At 64.1% G+C, this 24,739-nt stretch carries 26 protein-coding genes; 11 read left to right on the top strand and 15 right to left on the bottom strand.

The genetic code is table 11. The features are described from left to right. Window positions 1–249 precede the first annotated feature (249 nt). The gene (locus JJC00_RS15955) at window positions 250–1,521 is read left to right on the top strand and encodes an IS110 family transposase (protein WP_200469934.1); all 1,272 of its coding nucleotides are present in this window, start codon (window positions 250–252) and stop codon (window positions 1,519–1,521) included. A 791-nt stretch (window positions 1,522–2,312) separates the two neighbouring features. Here JJC00_RS15955 and JJC00_RS15950 read toward each other — a convergent pair. Both JJC00_RS15950 and JJC00_RS15945 read right to left on the bottom strand, forming a co-directional pair. Beyond that, window positions 2,313–2,507: a hypothetical protein gene (locus tag JJC00_RS15950; RefSeq protein ID WP_200473478.1), complete on the bottom strand. Its 195-nt coding sequence runs from the start codon at window positions 2,505–2,507 to the stop codon at window positions 2,313–2,315. Between the two features lie 285 nt (window positions 2,508–2,792). Further along, window positions 2,793–3,776, bottom strand: a complete 984-nt coding sequence (locus tag JJC00_RS15945) for an aldo/keto reductase (RefSeq protein WP_200473477.1) — start codon at window positions 3,774–3,776, stop codon at window positions 2,793–2,795. 103 nt (window positions 3,777–3,879) lie between these two features. On the opposite strand from JJC00_RS15945, the gene JJC00_RS15940 reads away from it, so the two are divergent. Next, window positions 3,880–4,773 (top strand): LysR family transcriptional regulator, encoded by an 894-nt coding sequence (locus JJC00_RS15940; RefSeq protein ID WP_200473476.1) that lies wholly within the window; start codon window positions 3,880–3,882, stop codon window positions 4,771–4,773. 3 nt (window positions 4,774–4,776) lie between these two features. Here the strand turns inward: JJC00_RS15940 and JJC00_RS15935 are convergent, their stop codons facing one another. Then, window positions 4,777–5,850 (bottom strand): hypothetical protein, encoded by a 1,074-nt coding sequence (locus tag JJC00_RS15935; protein WP_200473475.1) that lies wholly within the window; start codon window positions 5,848–5,850, stop codon window positions 4,777–4,779. Window positions 5,851–6,093: 243 nt separating this feature from the next. Here JJC00_RS15935 and JJC00_RS15930 point away from each other — a divergent pair, with 243 nt between their 5' ends. Further along, window positions 6,094–7,134 carry a patatin-like phospholipase family protein gene (locus tag JJC00_RS15930; RefSeq protein ID WP_200473474.1) on the top strand — a complete coding sequence of 347 codons (1,041 nt, stop codon included), beginning with the start codon at window positions 6,094–6,096 and terminating at the stop codon, window positions 7,132–7,134. 9 nt (window positions 7,135–7,143) lie between these two features. Here the strand turns inward: JJC00_RS15930 and JJC00_RS15925 are convergent, their stop codons facing one another. Both JJC00_RS15925 and JJC00_RS15920 read right to left on the bottom strand, forming a co-directional pair. Further along, the gene (locus JJC00_RS15925) at window positions 7,144–7,572 is read right to left on the bottom strand and encodes a CBS domain-containing protein (RefSeq protein ID WP_200473473.1); all 429 of its coding nucleotides are present in this window, start codon (window positions 7,570–7,572) and stop codon (window positions 7,144–7,146) included. 188 nt (window positions 7,573–7,760) lie between these two features. Further along, a complete protein-coding gene (locus JJC00_RS15920; protein WP_200473472.1) occupies window positions 7,761–8,573 on the bottom strand; it encodes a rhomboid family intramembrane serine protease in 813 nt (270 codons plus the stop codon). Between the two features lie 453 nt (window positions 8,574–9,026). Here JJC00_RS15920 and JJC00_RS15915 point away from each other — a divergent pair, with 453 nt between their 5' ends. Further along, a complete protein-coding gene (locus tag JJC00_RS15915; protein WP_200473471.1) occupies window positions 9,027–9,581 on the top strand; it encodes a PAS domain-containing protein in 555 nt (184 codons plus the stop codon). 219 nt (window positions 9,582–9,800) lie between these two features. Then, window positions 9,801–10,592, top strand: a complete 792-nt coding sequence (locus JJC00_RS15910; protein WP_200473470.1) for a Crp/Fnr family transcriptional regulator — start codon at window positions 9,801–9,803, stop codon at window positions 10,590–10,592. A 274-nt stretch (window positions 10,593–10,866) separates the two neighbouring features. Here the strand turns inward: JJC00_RS15910 and JJC00_RS15905 are convergent, their stop codons facing one another. Then, window positions 10,867–11,352 (bottom strand): phasin, encoded by a 486-nt coding sequence (locus tag JJC00_RS15905; RefSeq protein WP_200473469.1) that lies wholly within the window; start codon window positions 11,350–11,352, stop codon window positions 10,867–10,869. 353 nt (window positions 11,353–11,705) lie between these two features. Further along, window positions 11,706–12,095 carry a COG4315 family predicted lipoprotein gene (locus tag JJC00_RS15900; RefSeq protein ID WP_200473468.1) on the bottom strand — a complete coding sequence of 130 codons (390 nt, stop codon included), beginning with the start codon at window positions 12,093–12,095 and terminating at the stop codon, window positions 11,706–11,708. Here JJC00_RS15900 and JJC00_RS15895 point away from each other — a divergent pair. Continuing rightward, the gene (locus JJC00_RS15895) at window positions 12,094–12,261 is read left to right on the top strand and encodes a hypothetical protein (RefSeq protein WP_200473467.1); all 168 of its coding nucleotides are present in this window, start codon (window positions 12,094–12,096) and stop codon (window positions 12,259–12,261) included. The two genes, JJC00_RS15900 and JJC00_RS15895, sit on opposite strands and share 2 nt — an antisense overlap. A gap of 29 nt (window positions 12,262–12,290) precedes the next feature. Continuing rightward, window positions 12,291–12,794 (top strand): GNAT family N-acetyltransferase, encoded by a 504-nt coding sequence (locus tag JJC00_RS15890; RefSeq protein ID WP_200473466.1) that lies wholly within the window; start codon window positions 12,291–12,293, stop codon window positions 12,792–12,794. Between the two features lie 19 nt (window positions 12,795–12,813). Here the strand turns inward: JJC00_RS15890 and JJC00_RS15885 are convergent, their stop codons facing one another. After that, on the bottom strand, window positions 12,814–14,838 hold the full coding sequence (locus JJC00_RS15885; RefSeq protein ID WP_200473465.1) for a DEAD/DEAH box helicase: 2,025 nt from the start codon (window positions 14,836–14,838) through the stop codon (window positions 12,814–12,816). A 454-nt stretch (window positions 14,839–15,292) separates the two neighbouring features. Here JJC00_RS15885 and JJC00_RS15880 point away from each other — a divergent pair, with 454 nt between their 5' ends. Next, window positions 15,293–15,646, top strand: coding sequence for a cupin domain-containing protein (locus tag JJC00_RS15880; RefSeq protein ID WP_200473464.1), 354 nt, complete (start codon window positions 15,293–15,295; stop codon window positions 15,644–15,646). A 9-nt stretch (window positions 15,647–15,655) separates the two neighbouring features. On the opposite strand, the gene JJC00_RS15875 is transcribed toward JJC00_RS15880, so the two are convergent. The 3 genes from JJC00_RS15875 to JJC00_RS15865 form a co-directional block, all read right to left on the bottom strand. Further along, window positions 15,656–16,168 carry a hypothetical protein gene (locus JJC00_RS15875; RefSeq protein WP_200473463.1) on the bottom strand — a complete coding sequence of 171 codons (513 nt, stop codon included), beginning with the start codon at window positions 16,166–16,168 and terminating at the stop codon, window positions 15,656–15,658. A gap of 109 nt (window positions 16,169–16,277) precedes the next feature. Continuing rightward, complete coding sequence (locus JJC00_RS15870; RefSeq protein WP_200473462.1) at window positions 16,278–16,718, bottom strand: VOC family protein; 441 nt, start codon at window positions 16,716–16,718, stop codon at window positions 16,278–16,280. 90 nt (window positions 16,719–16,808) lie between these two features. Then, the gene (locus JJC00_RS15865) at window positions 16,809–17,960 is read right to left on the bottom strand and encodes a zinc-binding dehydrogenase (protein ID WP_200473461.1); all 1,152 of its coding nucleotides are present in this window, start codon (window positions 17,958–17,960) and stop codon (window positions 16,809–16,811) included. Between the two features lie 241 nt (window positions 17,961–18,201). Between JJC00_RS15865 and JJC00_RS15860 the strand changes: the two genes are divergently transcribed. Continuing rightward, complete coding sequence (locus JJC00_RS15860; RefSeq protein WP_200473460.1) at window positions 18,202–19,368, top strand: MFS transporter; 1,167 nt, start codon at window positions 18,202–18,204, stop codon at window positions 19,366–19,368. 69 nt (window positions 19,369–19,437) lie between these two features. Then, window positions 19,438–20,049 carry a PilZ domain-containing protein gene (locus JJC00_RS15855; RefSeq protein WP_027536189.1) on the top strand — a complete coding sequence of 204 codons (612 nt, stop codon included), beginning with the start codon at window positions 19,438–19,440 and terminating at the stop codon, window positions 20,047–20,049. Here the strand turns inward: JJC00_RS15855 and JJC00_RS15850 are convergent. After that, a complete protein-coding gene (locus tag JJC00_RS15850) occupies window positions 20,036–20,239 on the bottom strand; it encodes a hypothetical protein (protein ID WP_200473459.1) in 204 nt (67 codons plus the stop codon). The genes JJC00_RS15855 and JJC00_RS15850 overlap by 14 nt on opposite strands. A gap of 140 nt (window positions 20,240–20,379) precedes the next feature. Between JJC00_RS15850 and JJC00_RS15845 the strand changes: the two genes are divergently transcribed. Continuing rightward, window positions 20,380–21,006 (top strand): transglutaminase-like cysteine peptidase, encoded by a 627-nt coding sequence (locus tag JJC00_RS15845; protein ID WP_200473458.1) that lies wholly within the window; start codon window positions 20,380–20,382, stop codon window positions 21,004–21,006. Between the two features lie 129 nt (window positions 21,007–21,135). Here the strand turns inward: JJC00_RS15845 and JJC00_RS15840 are convergent, their stop codons facing one another. From JJC00_RS15840 to JJC00_RS15830, 3 genes are read right to left on the bottom strand one after another with little or no spacing between them, the layout of a single operon-like run. Beyond that, complete coding sequence (locus JJC00_RS15840) at window positions 21,136–22,476, bottom strand: metal-dependent hydrolase family protein (protein WP_200473457.1); 1,341 nt, start codon at window positions 22,474–22,476, stop codon at window positions 21,136–21,138. Window positions 22,477–22,500: 24 nt separating this feature from the next. After that, window positions 22,501–23,064: an HdeD family acid-resistance protein gene (locus JJC00_RS15835; protein WP_200473456.1), complete on the bottom strand. Its 564-nt coding sequence runs from the start codon at window positions 23,062–23,064 to the stop codon at window positions 22,501–22,503. Further along, window positions 23,061–24,722 carry an MFS transporter gene (locus JJC00_RS15830; protein ID WP_246774224.1) on the bottom strand — a complete coding sequence of 554 codons (1,662 nt, stop codon included), beginning with the start codon at window positions 24,720–24,722 and terminating at the stop codon, window positions 23,061–23,063. Before JJC00_RS15830 ends, JJC00_RS15835 begins: the two co-directional genes overlap by 4 nt. Between the last annotated feature and the right edge of the window lie 17 nt (window positions 24,723–24,739).

The following is a 24,739-nucleotide window of genomic DNA, read 5'->3' as shown; positions in this document are numbered from 1 at the left end:
ATCGTCATTGCGAGTTTAGCACCGGCCGGTGGCCGACCCGCGCTTGATGTAACGGCGTCGAGGTCGGAAGATGGGGAGCTGCCGGCAGCGAGGTCGGCTGCTGTCTGGTGCCGAGAGCCCGATTGCGAGTTTGGACCCGGGATGCCTTGATGACCCCAACTGGAGCCCGGGGCGAGAGCCCCGGAGCCCGCTTCTTAGACTTCCTATCGATGAGGCCCCACGCCGGCAGTGCAAGCGTTGGAGGCGCCAATGGATGTCTTATACGAACGAGTGGCCGGATTGGATGTGCATAAGGCGACGGTCGTTGCCTGTGTGCGGAGAACGACGGCAGGGAAGGTGGAGCGGGAATGCCGCACCTTTGAGACGACGACGGCAGGGTTGCTGGCCTTGCTCGAGTGGCTGAGAGAAAGCAAGTGCACGCATGTCGCCATGGAGGCCACCGGCGTGTATTGGAAGCCGGTCTGGAACATTCTGAGCGATGGCGCTTTCGAGCTCATCCTGGCCAACGCCGCGCATATCAAGAACGTGCCTGGCCGCAAGACCGACATGAACGATGCGATGTGGATCGCCGATCTCGTGGCATGCGGCCTGCTGAAGGCGAGCTTCGTACCCAAGGAACGGCTGCAGGAGCTGCGCTCGCTGATGCGGACCCGCAAACAGCTTACGCGCGAGCAGACGCGGCATGTGCAGAGAATCGACAAGACGCTGGAATCTGCCAACATCAAGCTCGGTTCGGTGATCTGCGAGGTCATGGGTGTCAGCGGCCGACGCATGATCGAGGCGATGATCGCGGGGGTGCGTGACCCGAGCAAGCTGGCAGCGTTGGCTCATGCGCAGATCAAGGCCTCTCCCAAACAGCTTTATGACGCGCTCCATGGTCGGCTGACTGAGCATCATCGTTTTCTCCTGCAATTGCACATCGGGCAATACGATGCCCTGAGTGCGGCCATCGATCAGATCGATCGGCAAGTCGACACCGCGATTGCCAGGCTGGATAAGGAGGCCGCCGACGGCCAGGCCTCCTTTCGCGATCTGATCTCGCTCCTTTGTACGATCCCAGGTGTCAGCACCTTGGCTGGCACATCGATCCTGGCCGAGATTGGCCGCGACATGAGCCGCTTCCCGAGCGCAGGCCATCTCGTCGCCTGGGCTGGGTTGTGTCCGGGACAGAATGAGAGCGCCGGCAAGCGCAAACGCACGCGGCTGCGCAAAGGAGCGCCATGGCTGAAGACCATGCTCGTGCAGTGTGCCTGGGCCGCCAAGCGAAAGAAGGACAGCTTCTACAATGCCCGCTTCAACCGCCTGAGCCGCCGCCGTGGACCACAGAAAGCCATCTGCGCCGTGGCAGCCTCCCTGCTCACCGCCATCTATCATATGTTGAAGGACGGAACCGAGCACCACGACTTAGGCGCCGCGCATTTCGATCATCGCTCAACCGCCGCAAAGGCCAGACGTCTCGTCGCCCAGCTAGCCAAGCTTGGTTATGCCGCTCAGCTCCAGCCACTTCCGGAGGCCGCCTGATCCAGCCTAGTTACTTCTTACCGCAGCGAAGCAATCCAGAGTCTTTCCGCGGCGACAGTCTGGATTGCCTCGCTACGCTCGCAATGACGGAGCAAGCAGACACAGCTTCGCATCCTCGCGGCGCATCTCGCCCGAGCTTTGGCCGTCGCCTCACCCTCAATTGAAAAGGGCGCAGGGAAGACCGGGTGCTGGCTGGCACCCGCGGTCCACTGTGCGATGGTTGCGCTACAAGAGGCTGCACAGCGGCATACAGGTGAAGCCGTGACATCCGGCCTTCCCTGCGCAGTGGTTTGACGGCTTATGTCGTGCTCTCCCCGGGGAGCGATGCACTATTGCCCCCGTCGTCTCGCAGATGACTGACACGAGGGCCCGGTTGAGCCACACGCATCACCACGAGCCTTGACGCACAGACCCCGGGCGTCAGGACCACACGATTTCGCCGTACGCCGATCACACCGGTCGTGCGCGCGAGGTTCTTCGCTCACGGTTGCCCGCCCTGCAAATCTCTTCGCGCCGATGTAATCCACGTCCACCGCCATCCGGCCCGCGTTCGTGACGATCGCGATACGCCCCTCTTCCTTGGGCCGGAGTGAGCGAAACATACGTCGTTTCCGAATTTCGGTAAAGTGGAATATTTTCGATGATCAGTATCGACCAAGGGATGGCGTGTTTTGCCCGTCAGGCAACGCAAGGGATTGTAGCCGGATGGGCGAAGCGACGTCCGGGATTCTACCACGAGCGGTCCGGGTGTCGCTTCGTTCACCCAGGCTGCGGACCGATACCGATCGAATCTAGTCCTCGCTCGCAGCCGCGGAACGATTGTGCAAATGAGCCTGCGACAACAGGAAGAATAGCGCGCGCTCGCCATAGTATTTGGCGGACGGCCGCGTGCGCTCGAAGCCGTCGGCAAATATCTTGCCGGACTGGTCGCAGACCTGCCACCGCCAACCGAACCGTTTGCGCCTGGTGAGGATCACTTCGAACATACCGACGAGCTTGGCCCCTGCTCCTGCCGGTCTCGCAAAGCCACCAAGCCTGCGCCGGCCTCCCCCATTGGACGGATGCCCGACATATAACCCAGCAGCGTGGAAAGCGAATGAAATTGATTATCGGAAATACGTATCTTGCACCGGTTATGACGACTTCGGGCCGAGCCCGGAATAAGCCGGTGTTTTCCAATCCCTCCGCAGCGGCGCTTGGTAGCGCTTTCAGCGATACACGGGACAAAGATGTCCGGTAAGCGAACGCTCACCGGACATTCATAACAAATGTTAGCGGCCGACCCGCGCCTGGAGATGCGCCGGATAGCGGTCGCCTTGCACCGCCACATTGGCCAGCACCTCTGCAATGGCCCCGAGATCGGCCTGCGACAGCGTCACCGCAGCCGCGCCGAGATTTTCCTCGAGCCGGTGCAGCTTGGTGGTGCCAGGTATCGGCACGATCCACGGCTTCTGCGCGAGCAGCCAGGCCAGCGCGATCTGCGCCGGCGTCACCTTCCGCGCGGCAGCAAGTTCGCCGAGCAGATCGACCAGCGCCTGATTGGCTTTGCGTGCGCTCGATGAGAAGCGCGGTACGATGTTGCGGAAATCGTTGCTGTCGAAGGTCGTGCTCTCGTTGATCGCGCCGGTCAGAAAGCCCTTGCCGAGCGGGCTGAACGGAACGAAGCCGATGCCGAGCTCTTCTAGCGTCGGCAGGATCTCCCGCTCCGGCTCGCGCCACCACAGCGAATATTCGCTTTGCAATGCGGTGACGGGCTGCACCGCATGAGCGCGGCGGATGCTCGAGGCGCCCGCCTCGGACAGGCCGAAATGCAGCACCTTGCCCTCGCGGATCAAATCCTTCACCGCGCCTGCGGTGTCCTCGATCGGCACCGCGGGATCGACGCGATGCTGATAGAACAGATCGATGCGGTCGGTCTTGAGCCGCTTCAGCGCGGCCTCCGCCACCGCCTTGACGTTGGCGGGGGAGCTGTCGAGCCCGGCGTCGACCTTGCCATCCCTGAAGCCGAACTTGGTGGCGATCACCGCCTTGTCGCGGAACGGCGCCAGCGCCTCGCCCACCAGCTCCTCGTTGACGAAGGGGCCGTAGGCCTCGGCGGTGTCGAAAAACGTCACGCCGCGCTCGAATGCCGTCCTGATCAGCGCGATCGCCTGCGATTTCTCGGTCGCGGGGCCGTAGCCGTAACTCAATCCCATGCAGCCGAGGCCAAGGGCCGACACTTCGAGACCACTTTTGCCGAGTTTGCGCGTCTGCATCGCAGCTCTCCTTTAAACACCACGTTCGACTGCGAATTTAGGCCGCGCGCGGCCCCGCGATTAGGTGATAAAATCGGCATGTACTCATGAACTGGACTCATGAATGGCCCGCACCAACACCAAAGACCTGATCGCCTTTCTCGCCGTCGCGCGCGAGCGCAGCTTTACCCGCGCTGCCGCCCAGCTCGGCGTGTCGCAGTCGGCGCTCAGCCACACGGTGCGTGCGCTAGAGGAGCGGCTGGGCTTGAGGCTTCTCACCCGCACCACCCGCAGCGTCGCGCCGACGGAGGCCGGCGAACGGCTGCTCCGCACGATCGGGCCGCGCTTTGACGAGATCGACGCCGAACTGTCAGCGCTCACCGCATTGCGTGAGACGCCGGCCGGCACGGTGCGCATCACCACAGGCGAGCATGCGGCGCAGACGGTCCTGTGGCCGGTGCTGGCAAAGCTCCTGCCGCGCTGTCCCGACATCAAGGTCGAGCTCGTCGTCGACTATGGCCTCACCGACATCGTCGCTGAGCGCTACGACGCCGGCGTGCGCCTCGGCGAACAGGTCGCCAGGGACATGATCGCAGTGCGGATCGGGCCGGAGATGCGGATGGCCGTAGTCGGCGCGCCCGCCTATTTCGCCGCGCGCGGCAAGCCGAAACAACCGCAGGATCTCACCGAGCACAATTGCATCAACCTCCGCCTGCCGACCTATGGCGGGATCTATGCCTGGGATTTCGAGAAGCGCGGCCGCGTCATGAAGGTGCGCGTCGACGGCCAGCTCGTGTTCAACACCGGCCTGCTGCGGATGAACGCTGTGCTGGCCGGGCTTGGCCTCGCCTACATCCCGGAAGATCTCGTGAAGCGCGAGATCGCCGACGGCCGGCTGATCCGCGTGCTCGCCGACTGGTGCGCGCCGTTTGCGGGCTATCACCTCTATTATCCGAGCCGGCGGCAGCCAACGCCGGCGTTTGCCGTGCTGGTGGAGGCGCTCAGGTATCGGAGGTGAGCGCTAGCGCGCGACGACTTCGACTTCGCCGTCGACGCCGTTGACGACGTTGAAGCCGCGCTCGTAGACCTTGCCCTCGTTCTTGGCGATGGCGCGGTATTCGCCCTCGGAGAGCACGACGCGCGGGAAGGCGCCGATGGATTCCTTGATCACGTCGCCGCCGGGGGTCAGCACCGACCAGGCGGTGTTGGCGAGCGCCTCGCCGCCCTTGTCGCTGACGAGCTTGAGCGTGATCACGGCGGCGCGGTGGGTGATGGTGACGTCGGTGAGCTTGCCGGCCTGGACGCGGATGTCCGAGCGGACCACCGAATTGGCGTCGCCATAGTTGGAGATGATGTAGTAGGTGCCCTCCGGCAGCAGCACGACGTCGCCGGCGGCGACGTTCGGCACCAGCGAGGCGCGCTCGCCGGATTCGAACTGGCTGCCCTTGTAGATCGCGAACGAGATCTGGTTCAGCGGAATGCGGCTGGTGCCGACGCGGCCCTCGATGCGCAGGCCGCCGGCCGGCAGCACGAAGGATTCGCGATCGGTCTCGGCCTTCAGGCTGACGGTGCGCACCGCGCTGACGAGGCCGAACGCGACGTGCACGACGTAATTGCCAGGCGGCAGCACGATGTTGGGCGTCGCGCTGCGATCCTCGCGGATCAGCTTGAAGGTGCCGTTCTCGTCGGGGCGATCGGCAAACACCCGCCACACCAGGCCGCTGCTGATCGCGGGCGTGTCCTTGCCGTATTTGGCGCTCAGGGACAGCACGGCCTGTCCGGGCGCGGCGGCATTGAGGGGGGCTGCCGGCGGAACGCTCGTCACCGCGGGCGGCGGCATGCTGGGCGTGTTCGGCTGGGTCAGGGTCGGCGGCAGGCTCAGAGGGCCGGCCCCCGGACCGGAGGGCGGCGCCAGGCTGACGGCGCCGCCGGGATCGGGCACCGAAGCCGGGGGCACCGGCGGCGGCCGATCAGAAAAAAGCTGGGCCTGCGCAGCATTCTGGCCTGATACGGCGAGGCTTGCGGCAAGGGCGAGCACCGGCAGCAGCTTGCCGCCGCGCCGCCATCCGATGATGCCGTCACCCCCGAGAGTCATGCCCTCTGCTTTTCACCGAAAACGCGGCAAATTCAAGCCTCTGAAACCCCAGGAATTACGGCCCGAGGCAGTTCTTTGGAACCCGGTTGACGCCTGCGTGATTACATCAGGGGCAACCCGCCCTCGCCACACTCCTGCCCACTGCGTCCCGAACGCTATAAACGGAGCTTTGCCCTCTGTCTGGCGAAGCGGCAGCGCGGCGCCTACTCTGGAGTGAGGATGGCCCGGAGTAGGAGAGTTTCGGTGCTGGAGATGTTGAGAGGTCGGAGCCTGAATGGCTCCAATGGCGAGAAAGTCGGGCTCGGCAGCATTCGCAAACCGGTTATTGGCTTGGCCCTCGGCGGCGGCGCGGCACGCGGTTTTGCCCATATCGGTATCATAAGGACGTTGCTGGCCAACGGCATCGTGCCCGATGTCGTGGTCGGCACCTCGATTGGCGCGGCCGTTGGCGGCGCCTATGCGGCCGACCGGCTCGACACGCTGGAAGACTGGGCGCGCAGCCTCCAGGGCGTGCGCAACATCCTCGGCTATCTCGACATCCGTCTCGACGGCTCGGGCCTGATCGGTGGCGAGAAGCTCGCAAGCCGGCTCGAGAAAGCGATCGGCCAGACCATGATCGAGGATCTCCCGATGAAGTATGCCTCGGTCGCGACCGAGGTCCGCACCGGCCACGAGATCTGGCTCACGCGCGGCCGCCTGATCGAGGCGATTCGCGCCTCCTATGCGCTGCCCGGCATCTTCTCGCCGGTGATGATCGGCGACCGTTGGCTGGTCGACGGCGCGCTGGTGAATCCGGTGCCGGTTTCGGCTGCGCGGGCACTCGGGGCCGAAATCGTCATCGCCGTCAATCTGTCCACCGACGTCTTCACGCATTCGACGACGATCTATCAGCACGGTGCGACGCCCGCGCCGGTTGCCCCAGTCACCGAGGAGATTCCGGCCAAGCGGCGCTTTCCGCGCTTCTTCTCGCCGGAGAAAACTGTCAAGCGCGAGTTCTTCGGCACCGCCGGGCGTCCCGGCATCTCCTCGGTGATGGTGGATGCCTTCAACATCATGCAGGACCGCATCACCCGCGCGCGGCTCGCCGGCGATCCGCCGGACCTTCTGATCACGCCGCGGGTCGGCCAGTTCGGCTGGTTCGACTTCCATCGCGCCGAGGAGCTGATCGCGCACGGCACCCGCGCCGCCGAACGCGCGCTGGAGTCGATCCAGGAAACGATCGACGTGCTGGCGCCGGCGCCCGAAGGCGTCGCGCCCAAGCCGATCGAGCAAGGCGGGAAATAACCGCCCCGCTCAGGCCGTCTTGATGTAGTCGCGCAGGGCTTCCTGCTCGGCCTCGTATTCCTGCACGCGGCGCTTGACGATGTCGCCGATCGAGATCAGCCCGACCACTTGGTTGTTATCCAGCACCGGGAGGTGGCGGAACTTGCCGGTGGTCATCATTTCCATCAGTTCGGCGACCGTGTCGGTCTCCTTGCAGGTGACGACCTTGCGGGTCATGACCTGAGACACCGGCTCTTCCAGCACGCCGGCACCGCGCTCACCGAGCACGCGGACGATGTCGCGCTCCGACAGGATGCCCTCGAGCCGGCTCTGGCTCATCACCAGCACCGCGCCGATCTTCTTTTCGCCGAGCAGCTTGACTGCGTCAGCCAGCTTCGCGTCGGGCTCGACGCTCATGATCTGGTGGCCCTTGGTGTTGAGAATGGAACGTACCGTCATTGTCGCCTCCCTGAATCGGATCCGTCCGCTTGGCGCGGCACGGACTTGTTCGCGAGTCTTCAACTAACAGTTTCGGCGCCGGTTTCACCTTCAGGCGCTTTGCGAAGCAAAGCCGCTACGAGCTTGTCGCTTCGGAACATTCTTCACGAGAATGATGGATGAATTCGGGCCGCACCGCAAGCGCCGCTTCAAATCCCGCCTGTAATGTCTTGCGATGACGCATCCGCAGCATCATCGTTTCGCACACGCGGCACAGGATCGAACAGCGCGAACAGCAACAGCCCTGCGAAGAAGCCGCCGAAATGCGCCTCCCAGGCGACGCCCGCGGTGTCGCTTTCGACGCCGATGGCACCGACGCCGAAGATGATGTTGAGGGCGAACCACACGCCCAGGAAGCCGACGATGCGCCGGTCGCGCAGTGCCTGCAACAGCGGCAGTGCCGGAACCTTTGCGGCGGTATCGGCGTCCGAACGGCTGAACGACAGGAAGCTGCCGCGCACGAAGGCGAACCGGATCGCCGCCGCCATCGCGCCCGACACCGAGGCCGAGGCGCCGATCATCGGCACCACCGCGTGCTCATGGGTGACGAGATGGGCGAGCGCACCGGCGGCGGCCGTCACCGCCAGGAACACGAGGAAGCGCACCGCGCCAAAGCGCCGCGCGAGCGCGCTGCCGAATGGCAGCAGCCACAGCACGTTGAAGGCGAGATGGGTGAGATTGGCATGCAGCAGCGAATAGGTGACGAAGGTCCAGACCTTGGCACCGGCGCCGCCCTCGAATTGCAAATTGACCAGCGAGGAATCGTAGCGCTTCGGGATGAAGCCGAAGACGTCGATGGTCCAGTTCTCCAGCTCCGCCGGCAGCAGCACCCGCTGATGGATCACCGCCAGCAGGACCACATAGGCGGTCAGCGGCAACGGCAGCGTCAGGATCGGCTCGCGCGGGGCGACCTCTTCGAGGACGACCGGCTGGTCTGACGGTGGTTGTGGCGGGGAATCCAAGGCGGTTTCGCTTTCAGGCGCGATCGAAGCAACGGCTTGGAGATAGTCGCCTTTACCGGCCTTGCGCAAGTGCACAAAAGGAAAAGGCAGGGCCCTGGGAAAGCCCTGCCTGTCCGTGTCGATCTTGCCGGCACTGCGGAGGAACAAGGAGTATCCCCACCCCTCCCCGCGGCCAGTGACCAAACTGTTTGACGCCCGTGTACAGGCCTCGCCGAGAACCTGGAAGAAAGCGGCGAGGCTTGCGACCGCGATCACCATAGCAGCCGCGCCGCCACGGCAAAGCGCATAGTTAATTTAACGTTAACGCCGCAAAGTCGGCCCGTGCGAGGCCAAAAACGCCCCCGCGGCATGGACGCTGCAATTCCCCTGCTGCACAACAACACAGGGATCTCAGGTGCACTGAAGCGGGACAGCTTTGTCCCACATGGTGCGGCCCCGGGGTAAGCGTCAGTCATGAAACATCGGTCGAGCCGCGCATTCTTCGCGTATTGGGACAGGAAGCGCGGCAGCGCGCGAGCCCCTGATCGGGCCGATATCGACCCCGCCGCCGTGCGCGAGTTGCTCGGCGACATCTTCGTCCTGTCCTGCGAGCCGAAGCTCGGCTTTCCGTTCCGCGTCGCCGGCACCCGCGTCTGCGCGCTCGCGGGCTGCGATCTCAAGGACGCGAGCTTTGCTGCGCTATTTACCGAAGCGAGCCGCGGCGAGATCGAAGAGATCGCGACCATCGTCGCCGACGAGACGCTGGGCGCCGTCGCCGGTCTCACCGCCACACGCGAGGACGGCAGCAAGGCGCATCTCGAGCTGCTGCTGCTGCCCTTCAACGCCCGCCCGCACACGCCGGTGAGCGTGACCGGCGTGCTTGCGCCGTTCGACGACGAATGCGGCGCGCTTGGCCCGTTCACCGTCACCTCCTGGCGCTATCTGCATCAGCCGGAGAAATTGCTGCCGCGCGCCATCCGCAAATTGCAGATCGCTCGCGGGCTGATGGTGTATGAGGGGCTGCGGTAGAGCAACGTTCGTGCCGTGCGCAGCGTGTGCAAAACGGCCCGACCGTCGCCTCTGAATCAGATGGCGATCGGACGCGCCGGCCTGCAGTCCTGCGATCCCTCAACGGAACCTTACCCCCTTCGGTACGTTTGCTTGTTTGCCGGGCGAGTATCTGCACGGCAGCGCGGCTCGGCCGCAGACGATGCGTTCCTAGCCGCTTCCGTCGAGGGACGATTACCCGTGATGGAGCACGCGACCAGAGTTGGTAATCGCCTGTTAGCTGCTTTACCGCCGGCCGACTTCGCTTTGCTTGCACCGCATTTGCGCAAGGTACCGCTCCAGCACGACGCAGTCCTGCTTCGATCGGGAGACCGGATCGATCACCTCTGCTTCCCCTGCAGCGGCGCTATCGCCCTCATCATGGAGCTGCCGAACGGACAGACGGCCGCAACCGCCGTGATCGGCAACGACGGCGCCGTCGGACTTATGACGGCGCTCGGCCCGCACCGCTCACCCATGACGGCGGTCGTCCGCGTCGCCGGCACCGCGTTGCAAATCTCGCCCGCGCGATTTCAGACGGCGCTCGAACGCAGTCCCGCCCTCAGAAATTTAGTTCAGCTTCTCGCCAGGGCGCTGATGACACAAATCCAGCACGTCGCGGCCTGCAATGCGCTGCACTCCGTCGAAGCCCGCCTGGCCCGCTGGCTGCTTCACATTCACGACCGGACGGATGGCGGTGACGTTCTGCCCTTGACGCAGGAGACGCTATCGGAATTGCTCGGCGTCCGGCGTACCACGGTCACGCACGTCGTGGGCGCACTTCGAACGTCAAGGGCCCTGAAATCCAGTCGGCGCGGTCAACTCGAGATCGACAGGCGGCGACTCGAGGTCGTCGCATGCGAGTGCTACAAGGTGATGAGCCGCAGGATCGATCGGATCGTTTCGCAGGATGCCTTGAGGCTCCTTCACGCCGCGCCGGCGCCGAACGACTCCCCGCCCCCGTACTTCCCGTTCGCCAAGGCCGACTCGTAGACCCAGGCCTCCTTGGCGAACCACTCGTGCGTCGCCGCGCACATCCGGCAATATGTCCGCGAAAAGAACACTGCACTGCATCGAAACCTTTCGCGATCCATCTCGATGCCCGTCGGAATGACGCTTCCCGTTTCCGGGCACTTGATCATCACCATACCCATCCTGATTTCCTCCAGCTTGGCATCACCTCACGGCGAGGGATGGCCGCCATCGGCTGGACGGCGTCTCTTCTGGCGAAGACGCTCGTCCAGCCGATCCACGCGGCCGGTCGCTTTCAAGCAGTCCTGTGCAGAACCCGGTTGAAGCTCTTCTTGATCGGCTCGGTCGTCTCGATCGCGGCCTTTTGGGTCAGGTCCCAAAGCTCCCGATTTTGGGCGGAAGCCGCTTCAAAGGTCTTGCGGCTGTGGGCGGTGGAGAGGTTCACGAGATCCGCAAACGATCTCGCATCCGCAAGCTGGGAGAGGAAGTCCAGCGTGGAGGTGGTCCTGGTGTTGGATATTTCGATGACCTTGGTGCCGTACTCGGCGGCATGTTTGGCAGTGGTCGAACAGGCGTCGTAGAGAGCGCCGGTGATGTCTTCAGAAGTCGCCTTCATCTGCTCGAAATTCGCCTTGGCCCGCGCGGCGGCCGGCTCAGCGAGATTACCGAAAATCGTCTGGATGTTGAAAAAGGGTACGTCGAATGGGAGCTTTGCGCTTCCGTTGGCCATTCCATTCAGCGGAGCGGCATTCGTTTCGGCTTTCACATTCGCATCATTCACGGGCTTTCATCCTTTCAAGCGAAACTAGATAATGGATTGAAGACTCCCCGACGCGTCCAGGTGCTTGCTGCACCGGGACACCAGTGCTCCTACTTTTCACGTTGGTGGGATGCCGTTGCGGCTGTGCCGCTCTCGCCCCCTGCCGGAGCCAACTATGGCCAACGACAGTCGAAGCTTCGGTTCGCTTTCGGACTCTTGGCTTGATTTAATTCGAATCATGCGATGATGCGGCGCAGACCGCGTCCCGCCTCTTTAAAGTTGCTGCAATCGTATGCGCCAACTTGAGATCAGTGGCGGCGTTGGCGCCGGACATCGCCTGCACCGGCGATGCCCGGCTCCGTACTATCGATCCATCACGGCATCGCCAGATGCCAGGCGCCATTCAGGAAGCCGTCGCCGGTGATATCGCCGGGCTTGGTGTCCTTCGCGAAAGTGTAAAGCGGCTTGCCCTTGTGGGCCCACTGCTTGGAGCCGTCGTCGCGGGTGATGATGGTGTAGCCGTCGTCGGCGGCATCGCTGGCCTCGGCTTTCAGCGCCGGCCAGTTCGTCGCACACGGGCCGTTGCAGGCCGACTTGCCGTCCATGTCCTTGTCGAAGGTGTAGAGCGACATGCCCTTGGCGTCGGTGAGGACGTTGCCCTTGTCGGTCTTGCCGGTCTTGGTCGGCGGCGCCGCGAAGGCAGCCGAGGTCATCGCAAGCGACGCAACAAGCGTGAGCGCGAGGCGGATCGAGGAAGTCGTCATGGTGTCTCCTGTCATGCAATTGGCTTTGCAGATTTGGTTTGCAAATCCGGTTCGCAAATTTGGTTCGCAAATTTGGTTCGCATGGGTAGGACGCCGCACCGCGCGCGCTATTCCTCAGAATGGCGCAAAGATATTTTTGGCTGCGCACAGCAGCGCGACGGAATAAATTGCGTTGGTTGATACGGAACAATTGAGATGAGCAAGCCGCATTGGCGCCACGCGCGCACAACCGACCTCGACGCGATCAGCGCGATCGCGGCGCGAATTCATCCCGATCTCCCCGAACGCCCCGAAGTATTTGCGGAAAAGATGCGGCTCTATCCGGACGGCTGTTACGTGCTCGTCGCAGGTGACGAGATCTCCGGCTACGGCCTCGCGCATCCCTGGATACAGCAACAGATTCCGCCGCTCGACGGGTTCCTCGACCGACTGCCCGATGCTGCGGACTGTCTCTATGTGCACGATGTCGCCGTGCTGCCCGACTTCCGCGGCGGCGTGGCGCGCGTTTATGTCGCGGAGATCGAAGACCTCGCGCGATCATCAGCCATCACGACGCTTGCTTTGGTCTCGGTCTACGGCACGCGACCGCTGTGGGAGCGTCTCGGCTTCCTAGGCGTCGCACCGGATGCGGCGCTGCGCGACAAACTCTCGTGCTATGGCGAGAGCGCGACCTACATGCTGCGCGAGCTCACCCAATAGCCGCCTATCCCGCGGCAGTTCAGCTGCGGCGCTTCTTCTTACCCTTCTTCGCGGAAGCACCCGGCCATTCGGTGACCGATGGCGCATATTTGGCGTCACCGGATTTGTCTCCGAATTTCTTGTTCTTCTTGCCGAACGCCGGCTTGCCGAATTTCCCGTCGTCGTGAGACTTGGCGTGAGGCTTGGCGTGAGGTTTGGCGTGAGGTTTGGCGTGCGGCTTGCCTTGGTGCTTGGCCTCTGGCTTTCCCCGCGGCCTGTCGTGCTGCTTCGGCCCGTTCGGGTTCCAGGGATTGTCGCGGCGGCGGACAACATGATCGTCGTCACCTTCCTCGCGCTCCGGAGCGCGTGCGCGCTTCTCCGTCGGCGCCTGTGCTTGCGGTGCGCCCGTCATCGGCTCGATGCGGATGCTGTCTTCCTTGTCCGGACGCTTGACCTTGGCGGCGAAAGATTCCGCAACGCGCTCGGAGATCTCGAACTCGGTGGTGGTGTCCATGACCTTGATGGCCCCGATGTCGCGCTTGTCGATGCCGCCGCGGCGGCAGATCATCGGCAACAGCCAGCGCGCTTCCGCATTCTTGCGGCGGCCGATGGCAGCCCGGAACCAGACGGTGGGCTCCGCCATGACGTGCTTCGGCGACGATTTGCCCGATTTGGCACGAGGTCGCTCAGAGCGATCGTCGCCACGCGGTGCGCGATCGTCGCGGTGACGATCATCGCGCGGCCGGCTGCTTCGCTCGCCGGGATCGATGATATCTTCAGGCGACGGCAGCCGCGCGCGATAAAGCCGCGCCAGCGCCGCGGCGATATCCTCGGCGGACCGCTCTGCCAATAAGGCCTTCGCCAGTTCGAGATCGTCGGCGGTCGTCTCCTCGGTGAACAACACGTCCTTCATGCGGTCATGATCGAGCTTGCGAATCTCATCCACCTGCGGCGCCGTGCCCCAGTTCGCCTCGATGCCGGACAAATTCAGCAACACCTCCGCACGCCGCCGTCGTATCGGCGGCACCAGCAGGACGCTCGTGCCCTTTCGGCCCGCGCGCCCGGTGCGGCCTGAGCGGTGCTGCATGACCTCGGGGTCGTTCGGCAAGTCCGCGTGAATGACGAGGTCGAGGCTCGGCAGGTCGATGCCGCGCGCGGCGACGTCGGTCGCCACACAGACGCGGGACCGTCCGTCCCGCAACGACTGGAGCGCTGTGGTGCGCTCGTTCTGGGTCAGTTCGCCGGAGAGAGCGACCACCGAGAAACCACGCTCCAGCAACGCCGCCTGCAAATGCCTGACGGCATCGCGCGTGTTGCAGAACACCAGCGCGCTTGGCGCTTCGAAGAAGCGAAGCACGTTGACGACCGCGTGCTCGACATCACCTGGAGCAACCCGGATGGCGCGATATTCGATATCGGCGTGACCGCCTTCGTCGCCCGCAACCTCGATGCGAAACGCGCCCTGCTGATACTGCTTGGCCAGCGCCACGATGCCACGCGGAAACGTCGCCGAGAATAATAGGGTGCGCCGCGTCTCCGGCGTGGTCTTGAGGATGAACTCCATGTCCTCGCGAAAGCCGAGATTGAGCATCTCGTCGGCTTCGTCGAGCACAACGACCTTCAATTCCGAGATGTCGAGGCGGTTGCGCCGCAGATGGTCGCACAAGCGGCCGGGCGTGCCGACGACGATGTGGGCGCCCGCGGCCAGCTCGCGCTGCTCGCGGCGCGGATCCATGCCGCCGACGCAGGAGACGACGCGCGCGCGGGCATGCTCATAGAGCCAGGTGAGCTCGCGCTGGACCTGCAAGGCGAGCTCGCGGGTCGGCGCGACGATCAGGGCCAGAGGTGCACCGGCCTGCTCGAACCGCTCGGCACCATCGAGCAGATCCTTGGCCATCGCCAAGCCGTACGCGACGGTCTTGCCCGAGCCGGTCTGGGCCGACACCAGCAGGTCGCGATCGAGGGCATCCTCGCCGAGCACGGCGAGCTGAACCGGGGTTGGTGAATCGTAATTGCGCTCAGCCAAGGCACGGGCGAGCGGCGGGGTCAGGGCCGGAAAGGACACGGGATGGAAAACCTTGGTTGGTCCGGGGGCGCGGAACGGAAAGCCGAGGGGAGTGATGCTGCAGTCACTGCAGAAGGCCCGGTCACACCCATCATGATTTTGATTTGGACGCTCTTTACGCCAGAAGCGGCCAAACCACCATGGCTTTGATGCATGGCATTGGCGACAGGGTGAACATGCCCGGGATGCTCAAACCGGCGCTTTTTGACGCGCTTTGAAGCCTCCGGCACGCTTTTTGGCCCGGAACGGCGGACTTTTGCGGTCATCTCGCCTAAATTGCGCCACGCACCAGCTATCGCAAGCCGGACGGCTCCGAAGGAGCTGGCCGGTACACGGACGACTGGCAATTCCGGGATGGACGTTGGCAGTGCGTCTCTGCTCACGTGTCTCGTGCATAAGCGAGACGGTCGCAGGCATTAGGCTTGGCGTTGAGAGAACAGGATACGGGTAAAACATGGCCGACAGCATATCTCTTGCCGACAAGCTCGCGACCTTCAATGATTTCTGGTCGCCGCGCACGATCACGACCTTCAACGATTGCGACGTGATGGTGGTGAAGGTGAAGGGAGAATTCACCTGGCACAAGCACGACGACACCGACGATTTCTTTCTCGTCCTGAAAGGCCAGCTGGACATCGAATTGCGGGACCGCACCGTGACGCTCGGAACTGGCGAGCTCTACGTCGTGCCCAAAGGCGTCGAGCATCGCCCGGTGGCCCGCGAGGAGGTTCATCTCATGCTGATCGAGCCGAGCGGCACGCCGAACACCGGCGACAAGGCCACCGCCGCAGCGCGCAAGCTCGCATAAGGCGCGGCTCTAATCCCTTGATGTCACGAGCCTGCTGAAGCCGCCGGCCAGCCTTGCTCTGGCCCGCACGACAAAGTCCTTCGCGGCTTGGCTCAGGGCGCGGATGGCGCGCCAGGCTTCGGTGGCCTGCAGCCATGCCCTCATCGCGGTGAACTTACCGTAGCCCCACGCGAACGCTGGAATCCGCATCAGCTTGTCCCGCGTGAGATGGAACAGGCGCTCGACCAGCACCAGCTTGAGCAGCTCGCAGCCGACAAACGCCGCCATACCGCTCAGGAACTGACCGGTCGCGACGAGGTACGCGGCCAACGGCTTGATCGGTTCCAGAATGATCACGGGCACGGAAAACAGCGCAAGCGACGGATAAGGCGGCAGCGATTTGATCCAGGCCCGTAGCCGCTTAAACACAAAATGCCGTGCCAGCCAGCGGGAGATTGGCATCGCCACGGCCATGAACACCGCGTCCACCAGGAAGTAGATGGCGGCCAGGACGTAGGTGATGGGTTTCAGGATTCGCTTCACAATAACTCTCCCGTGAACTGAAAGCCGGAACTGGGGCCTAAGTTTCACCGCGACGTGAATAAGTCGCGGATTCCCTGAGGAACTTTTTGGGCGTTTGCCCCGGCCCAACTCATATCTCGGCATAGACCTCCAGCAGATTGCCGTCGGGATCCCGAAAGAACAGCGTCCGATGCCCAAACGGCTGGTTTGTCGGTGACGACAGCAGCGGCACGCCCTGCCGCACGAGTTCGTCAGCACAGGCATCGACCTCGGTTGCGGAGACCCTGAAGGCCAGTTGCAGCGAGGCGCTCCCCACTGGCATCGGCGCATCCGCCGCGGTCCGGCTTGGTCGCGCCAGGACGAGCGTGTTGCTGCCCAACCCGTATTCGATCCAGTTCGGCGAAAGCTCGCGCAACGGGGATAAGGCGAGCACGTCCTCATAGAAGCGGCGCATCGCGGCCATGTCGCGCACGAAGATCACGGTGTAGTCGATCGCGCGGATGGCGCTGAAGGGCGAGTGGGTGCGCGGGTTGGCTCCTGTTGTCTGTTCGCTCGTCATTTCGCCCTTCATTCCAAACTCCAAATCGTAGCCCGCATGGAGCAGAGCGGAATGCGGGATCGCCCGCCCCGGATTACGCTGCGCTCCATCCGGGCTACAATCTTATTCCACCAATTCCGGCCACGGCACGATGGTCGACTTCACCGTCTTCATCGCCATCGCGTCCTTCACCGCCTGTGCCACGCCCGCTTCCGTGAACGGATAGATCGTCTGCATCTTCAACCAGGGATATTTGTCACGGGTGCGGTAGAGCATGTCGACACCGAGCGGCAGATCGTTGCCGGTAAAGCCCCAGGACCCCAGCACGTTGAGGTCCTTGGTGCAGACGCGGTGCCAGGAGGTCTCGATCGAGCCGGCATCGGTGAACTGGCCCATCTCGACATAGGTGCCGCCGTCACGCAGCATCTCGATGCCTTCGGGGCCGGCGGTCGGATGACCCGAGCAATCCATCACCAGATCGGCGCCGAAGCCACCGACGATCTCGCGGACGCGCGCGATACGATCTTGCGGCGATGTGATCTGCTCGATGTTCACGGTCGCTTCCGCGCCGAACTCGCGCGCGAGCTTGAGCCGCGGCTCCTCCGGCGCACCGACGCAGATGACGCGCCCTGCCCCCATCTCTTTTGCGGCCGCGACCGCCAAAATGCCGATCGGGCCCGAGCCCTGGATCACCACCGTGTCGGCCCAGGTGAAGCCGCCGGCGCGGGTCGCACGGTTGAAGGCGCGGATGCAGGAGGTCAGCGGCTCCGACAGCGCGCCAAGGCGCAGCGACATGTCGTCGGGCAGCTTGTAGATCTTGGTGCCCGGCAACATGTCGAGATCGACATAGACATATTCGGCCCAGCCGCCCCACATGTGCGGCGCCTTGTCGAAGCCGAGATAGCGGCCGTAATAGACCGGCGTCAGGCATTTGTTGGCGGTCTGCGGATAATGAATGCAGTAATAGCAGCGGCCGCACGGCATCAGCGGCGGGATCATCACCTTCGATCCGACCTTGAGCGGCTTGCTCATGAAATCCTCAGTAAATTCGTCGCCGCATTCGACGATGACACCGCCAATCTCGTGGCCAAGCGTGAACGGCCAAGGCAGCGGCTTCGGCCAATGGCCTTTCAGGATATGCAAATCGGTGCCGCAGACGCCGCACGCACCGATCTTGATCAGCGCACCCTTCCGGCCGACCGTCGGCCACGGCACGGTTTTGATCACGGGCTCTGCGCCCGGCCCTGCGTGGGTGCAGACGCGGATCTGTTCCATGGCTGTTTCCTCGCCGCCCCTCTGTTATGATTGTTGGTCCGGGCGTGAGGCGAAGCGTATGTGAGATGCGTGGTCGTGCCAAGCGCGGGTCTCGTGGCCCGCTTGAGCGCAACACATGCCGGAAGAGAAAAATCCGAATGTCGCTGCACTCATGGCTGAGGACGAAAGCAGTCCGGCGCAGCCGGTTGACTCCGGAGCACTGCCACAGCACGCTCTTCGCAACGGCCGGGGAGATCGGGCATTGCGCAATCGCTGGGCTATTCTTGCGATCCTGTTCGTCGTTCGGCTCACCATCGCGTTCCAGTTTCAGAGCGTGGCGGCAGTTGCGCCGCTGCTTGAAAAGACCTTCGGCGTCGGGCTCGCCGATATCGGCATCCTGATCGGGCTCTATTTCACCCCGGGCGTGGTGCTGGCGCTGCCGGGCGGCGCGATCGGGCGAACGCTCGGTGACAAGCCGACCACGATCGCGGCGCTGCTGCTGATGACGGCGGGCAGCCTGGTGATGGCGACCACCGACATCTGGGGCCTGCAGCTGACAGGCCGGCTCGTCTCCGGCGCCGGCGGCGTGCTGCTGACGGTGCAGCTCACGAAGATGGGCACCGACTGGTTTGCCGGTAAGGAGATTGCAACCGCGATGGCGATCTTCGTCAACTCCTGGCCGGCGGGCGTTGCGATCTCGCTGCTGGTGCTGCCGGCGATAGGCACCGCCTATGGCGCCGGCGCCGTGTTCGCCGCGACCGGTGCACTGAGCGCGATTGGCGTTGCACTCATCATGCTCTACCAACCGCCGCCGAGCGTAACAGTCAGCGCAGCCGGATCAGGCCGGCTCGATCCGCTCGCACTGCTCGCGGTGATCGTCGCTGGGCTGATCTGGGGCCTCTATAATGTCGGCTTCGCCATGATCTTCTCGTTCGGCCCCTCCTTGCTCGCCGAGCGCGGCTGGAGCATTTCGGCGGCAGGCTCGGCGATCAGCGTCGTGATGTGGCTGTCGGTGATCTCGGTGCCGGCGGGCGGGTACCTCGCCGATCGCTTCAAGCGGCCCTTTACATTGGCGATCGCGGCCAGCCTCGTGGTGGCCGCCCTGTTGGCCTGGCTGACCCGGTCGGATGGCGTGATCACGATCCTGGTCCTGATCGGCCTGATCGGCGGCCATCCGGCCGGCCCGATCATGAGTCTCGCCGCCCGCGTGCTCGTCCCGGAGACCAGGGCGATCGGCATGGGCGTGTTCTATACCCTCTTCTATGGCGCGATGATGTTGGGGCCGGCGGTGGCGGGGTGGCTGGCCAAATCGGCGGGGACCGCGGCGGTCGCGCTCGACCTTGGCGCGTTGACGGTTTTGGCCTGCCCGCCGCTGATGTGGCTATTTGAACGCATCGTGTCGGTGCGTGTTCGCCGCGCCAAATCATAACGCGGCATTAACCCTATACACCTTAGGGTCGTGCCGGAGGCCGCCCGGGCGGGGGGTCGGGTAGTGAAAATGGCGTTGGCGAACAAAAAATTTCTTCCGGCCGCCGAGGAGCGTCGGCGTTTCCAGCGGGTGAAGGTGCACCTGCTCGGCCGTTACATGCTGCCGGATCGCCGTGAATTCCCCTGCCAGGTGATCAACATGTCGCCCGGCGGGCTCGCGCTGCTGGCGCCCGGCATCGGCAATGTCGGCGACCGCGTGGTCGCCTATCTCGACCATATCGGCCGGGTCGAGGGCAAGATCACCCGGATCATCGACAACGGTTTTGCGATGACGGTCGGCGCGACGCCGCGCAAGCGCGACAAGCTGGCGGCCCAGCTGACCTGGCTCGCCAACCGCGACATCCTCAACCTGCCCGAGGACCGCCGCCACGACCGTATCGTGCCGCGCAACCCGATCGCGGTGCTGACGCTCGAGGACGGCACCAAGATGACCTGCCGCATCATCGACCTCTCGCTGTCGGGTGCTGCCATCGCCGCGGAGAACCGTCCGCCGCTGAAATCGACGGTTCTGCTCGGCCGGGTCCAGGGCCGTGTGGTCCGAAACCTCGAAGACGGCTTCGCGCTGGAGTTCTTGCACTCGCAGCCGATCGAGACACTCGAAGAGAGCGTTACCGCGCGGTAAAGCGCGACAACGCCAAAACCCCGGTTTTCTCAGCCTCAAAGGCGGCCTCCGCGATACGGATGCCGCTTTTTTTGCGTCCGGATGCGGTATCACGCAGGTTAACGCACGGCCCCTGCGCGGATGGAAACAGCACTTCCGCCAGCGTTTCCGCGTTAATCCCTACAATTTGAATCGATTGCAGTATTCTCAAATTTTATTCGAATTCGATTCAAGTATAGATCGAATTCGCTGCGCCTTTTACTTGCATTCATCTCGACTTGACTTGGCTGACTTAGCGCCAACTCAAAAGCTCCGTGCGAAACGTGGTCCCAACAAGAAACGGGGGCCGCAATGTTGGACTTCAGGGCACAGGGGAAGGCGCTGGCACTTGCTGCCATGCTCTTCGGGATCAGCGCGGCAGCGCAGGCCGGTGAAAGCCGTCTGCTCTACGCAAGCCTCGGCGACACCGCGCGTGCGCCGATTGGCTGGGTCGAGTTTTGCGCAGAGAATGCCGCTCAGTGTCAGAGCGGGCCGACGCAACCGCGCGACATCGCGATGTCGCAGACCGCGTGGCGCGACCTGACCAAGGTCAATCGCTGGGTCAACGAGACGATCAAGCCTTTGACCGACCAGGACCACTGGGGCGTGATCGAGAAGTGGTCGCTGCCGACCGATGGTTACGGCGACTGTGAAGACTACGTGCTGTTGAAGCGCAAGATGCTGATTGATGCCGGATGGCCGCGCGAGGCCCTGCTCATCACCGTCGTGCGCGACAAGAAGGGTGAAGGACACGCGGTGCTGACGGTGAAGACCGACAAGGGCGAGTTCGTTCTCGACAATCAGAACGAGAGCGTCGTTGCCTGGACGGAGACCGGCTACCGCTTCGTCAAGCGCCAGTCGCAGGCCGATCCCAACGTCTGGGTTTCGCTCGGCGATACCAAGCCGGCGGTCTCCACCGCCAGCGCAAGAGACCAGTAAGTCGATCAGTAGGAACGAGACAACGAGTTACGCGACCCGGTCACATCCCCACCCCTCCCCGTCCCAGACCGGTTCGCGCGCGCCCAGCCATCCCCCAATGGCTGGGCGCAACTTTTTTGGCGACAGCCTTCAGTGCGTGAGGATGTTCTTGTAGATCTTGCCGCCCTTCACGATCACCATGAAGTTCTTCGCGGGATCCTCGACGAGCGCGATGTTGTCGAGCGGATTGCCGTCGACCAGCAGGAGATCGGCGAGCGCACCCTCCTCCACCACGCCGAGCTTACCGGGATAGGGATTGCGCAGGCCCGACAGGCTCAAGAGTTCGGCATTGGTCGACGTCGCCATGGCCAGCGCTTCGGCCGGCGTGTACCAGCGGGTCAGCGCGGCCAGCATCGAGCCTTGCTTTTCCGCTTGCGCCTGCGAGAACAGGACATCGGTGCCGAATGCGGTCTTGAGGTGGTATTTCTTTGCCAGCGCATAGACGCGGTCGGTGCCGGCAACCACCTGCCGCATCTTGTCCTGTTCCGAAGGCCCGAGCGCGGCGGCGCCGGACAGATCCAGGAAAGGCTGCGTGCTCAGCCAGATCCCCTTCTCAGCCATCAGCTTTGCGCTCGCCTCGTCCATGAGATGGCCGTGCTCGATGCATCTGACGCCGGCGGCGATCGAGCGCTGGATCGCGACCGGCGTATAGGCGTGGGTGGCAACGTAGGTGCCCCAACTGTCGGCGGCCTCGACGGCGGCGCGCAGCTCGGGCTCGGTGAAGGTCGAGACGTCCAACGGGCTGAACGGCGAGGCCACGCCGCCGCCCGCGGTGAGCTTCACCTGGGAAGCACCCTGCATCAGCTGCTCGCGGGCGCGCACGCGCACCTCGTCGGGACTGTCGGCGACCATGCTGCCGCCGATCCGCTCCATGCGGCTGAGCATGCCGCCGATGGTGCGTGGCAAGTCGGAAAGCTGGCGGAAGTCGCCGTGGCCGCCGGTGATGGTGATGATGGCGCCGGACGGATAGATGCGGGGACCTGCGACGAGATCCTCGTCGATGGCCTGCTTGAGGCCAAAACTCGGCCCACCCATGTCGCGCACCGTGGTGAAGCCGCGCATCAGCGTCGCGGTCGCTTCGCCGGCGGCGAGCAGATTGTTGTAGCCGATATCGCCTGCGAGCGCGGCCATCGGCGTCGGGCGCACCAACATTGCGTGCCAATGCGCATCGATTAGCCCCGGCATCAGCACGCGGCCGCCGCCGTCGATCACCTGGCCGGTAGCACTGATATCCGCGGTCGAGATCTTCTCGATCTTCCCGTCCCTGACCAGGACATTGGACGCGGCTGAGAGCGTTCCGTTCTTGCCGACGAAGATTTTGACGTCGCGGAACAGGACGGCAGAATCCTGCTGGGCCGGTGCTGGCGACGCGCTGCAGAGAAGCCCTGCAAGCAGCACCGCGAGCCCGGCCCGCGCCTTCAATCCCAACATATTCAGTCTCCGCCCCGACCGTTGTTATGCAGTTGCAGCCACGGGCCGCCACGCAAACGTCAGCCAGCCGATGCCATGCGACAACAGATCGATGCCGAGCAGCATTCCGAGCACCCAGAGCCCGGTCATCGGAAAACCGGTGAGAATGATGAGACCGGCCAGCACGCCGAACAGGCCGGACGCCAGCATGATGCCGCCGCCCTGCCGCCAGCGGCCAAAGCCGATCAGCATGCGCACCACCCCGGAGACGAGAAGCGCGAGGCCAAGCACATAGGTCAGCAGCAGCGCGCCGGTCAGCGGCTGGCTGATCAGAATAATGCCAAAGGCGATGTAGAGAACGCCGAGCGCCACCTGCCAGACGAAGCCGCCCCAGCCCTTGGTCCAGAACGCGTGAAAAATCTCGAAGGCGCCGGTGGCAATCGCCATCCAGCCGATGAACAGCGCGCTGATCACGGTGAAGAAGGCAACGTCGCCCAGCACCATCAGTCCCGCGAACACCATGAAGAGACCCAGCAGCACGCACACCCAGCGGGACGGTTGCGGCAGGCCGGTCGCGCCCATCGGCGCGCTGTGATCGTAAGTCGTCATGACGTCCTCCCTTCGTTAGCGCCAACGCCGGCAGCCTCATCGCTCGGAATTTCGCCAGGCAGGTAGTTCGGCAGCCGTCCCGCCGGGATGATCGCGATCAGCGCGAGACCCGCCATCACCAACAGTCCGATCTTCAGCGCACGCAGCCGCGCCTCGGTGTTGACGCGGACGGCCTCCGCGACCTGCTCCGGCGTGCCGCTGGTGCGTTCGAGCACGCTGCGCAGGCGGTCATTGCTGACGAAGGTGATGTTGCCGAGATCGACCTGCGCCTGGAGCTCCGGCGTCAGCATCGGGCTCGCCGTGATCTTGCCGAGCGCAATGGTGCTGAGCAGGCCGACCAGCAGTGCCCCCGCCACCGCCGTTCCGAGCGCTGCGGCGAGGTTCTGCGTGGTGCCGCGCAGGGAGCCGACGTCACCGGCGAGCGTCTTCGGCGATGCCGTCACCAGGACGTTGAACAGCAAGGTCACCAGCGAGCCCTGTCCGATGCCGAACAGGACGAGCCCGAGCAGCACGGGAACCTCGCTCCAGTCGTTGCGCACAACAAAAGCAAGCCAGACCAGCGCGACGGTGCAGAGCGCAAAGCCGTAGCGGCCGATCTGCCGCGGCGTCAGCCGCTCATAAACTTTCACGATCAGCATCGCCGAGAAGAAGACCGTGAGGTTGAACGGCATCATCGCCACCGCGGTCGCGATCGGCGAACGGCCCTGCACGATCTGGATATAGAGCGGCACGGTGAAGTTCAGCGCCGCCTCGAGCGCGACCACCGCGAACAAAGCAAAAACCGCACAGCGCTCCTCCGGCGAGTCGATCACCTCGAGCGCCAGGAGCGGCGTCTTGCCGGCGGCCTGGCGCCGGTGCGTCCACCTCAGGAAGCCCTGACCCAGCACGATGCCGACGACGATCATGACCGGCGCGGGCGACAGGCCGAGCAGATCGAACGGCGCATTTGCGGTCGCAACCGCAAGGCCCCAGCCGTTCAGATTGTTGAAGCCGAAGCTGATGAGAATGATCGCACTCGCCGCAAGCGCCACCCCGACCAGGTCGATCTGCACGTCCGGCCGGCCGCGATCAGGCTTGAGGCGAAAGCTCATCAGGAACACGATGGCCGAGGCGGCGATCAGGATGCCGAACGCCGGCCGCCAGCCGATATAGGTGCCGAGCACGCCGCCGATCACGAAGGCCAGCACACCGGCCGCCGCACGCGCGGAGCCGAGCGCGCCAAGCGCGGTTGCCTGCTGGCGACCGGCATAGTTCTCGGCAATCAGCGCCACGAGCGAGGGTACGATGACCGCCCCCGACGCACCGCAGAGCGCCTGCGCGGAGATCATGACCGTCGCCGTCGGACTGAACGTCATCATCAGCTGCGAGACGAAGAACAGCACGACCGCGCCGCGGAACACCTGCAAGGCGCCAAAGCGCTGGGCGAGCTTGGCGCCGAGCATCACGAAGCCCGCAACCAGCATCGAATACGCCACGATCCCGGTCGCGACCGTGGTCGGCGCGACACCGAAGCTCGTGACCATGCCACCCATCGCGACCGGCAGCGAGGCCACGTTGAACGACATGATCATCTGGCCGAGCGCGATCGAAATCATGGGAATCCATGACACGCGCACTTCCCCGTGGATGCCGCCGATCGAGATTGTCTGCGTGGCCATGGCGTCCTCCCGTTAAT

Origin of the sequence: Bradyrhizobium diazoefficiens (assembly GCF_016616885.1) — a bacterium.
Classification (GTDB): Bacteria; Pseudomonadota; Alphaproteobacteria; order Rhizobiales; family Xanthobacteraceae; genus Bradyrhizobium; species Bradyrhizobium diazoefficiens_F.
Note: the sequence above shows the minus strand (reverse complement) of the source record. Positions and strands in the feature narration are given on the sequence as shown.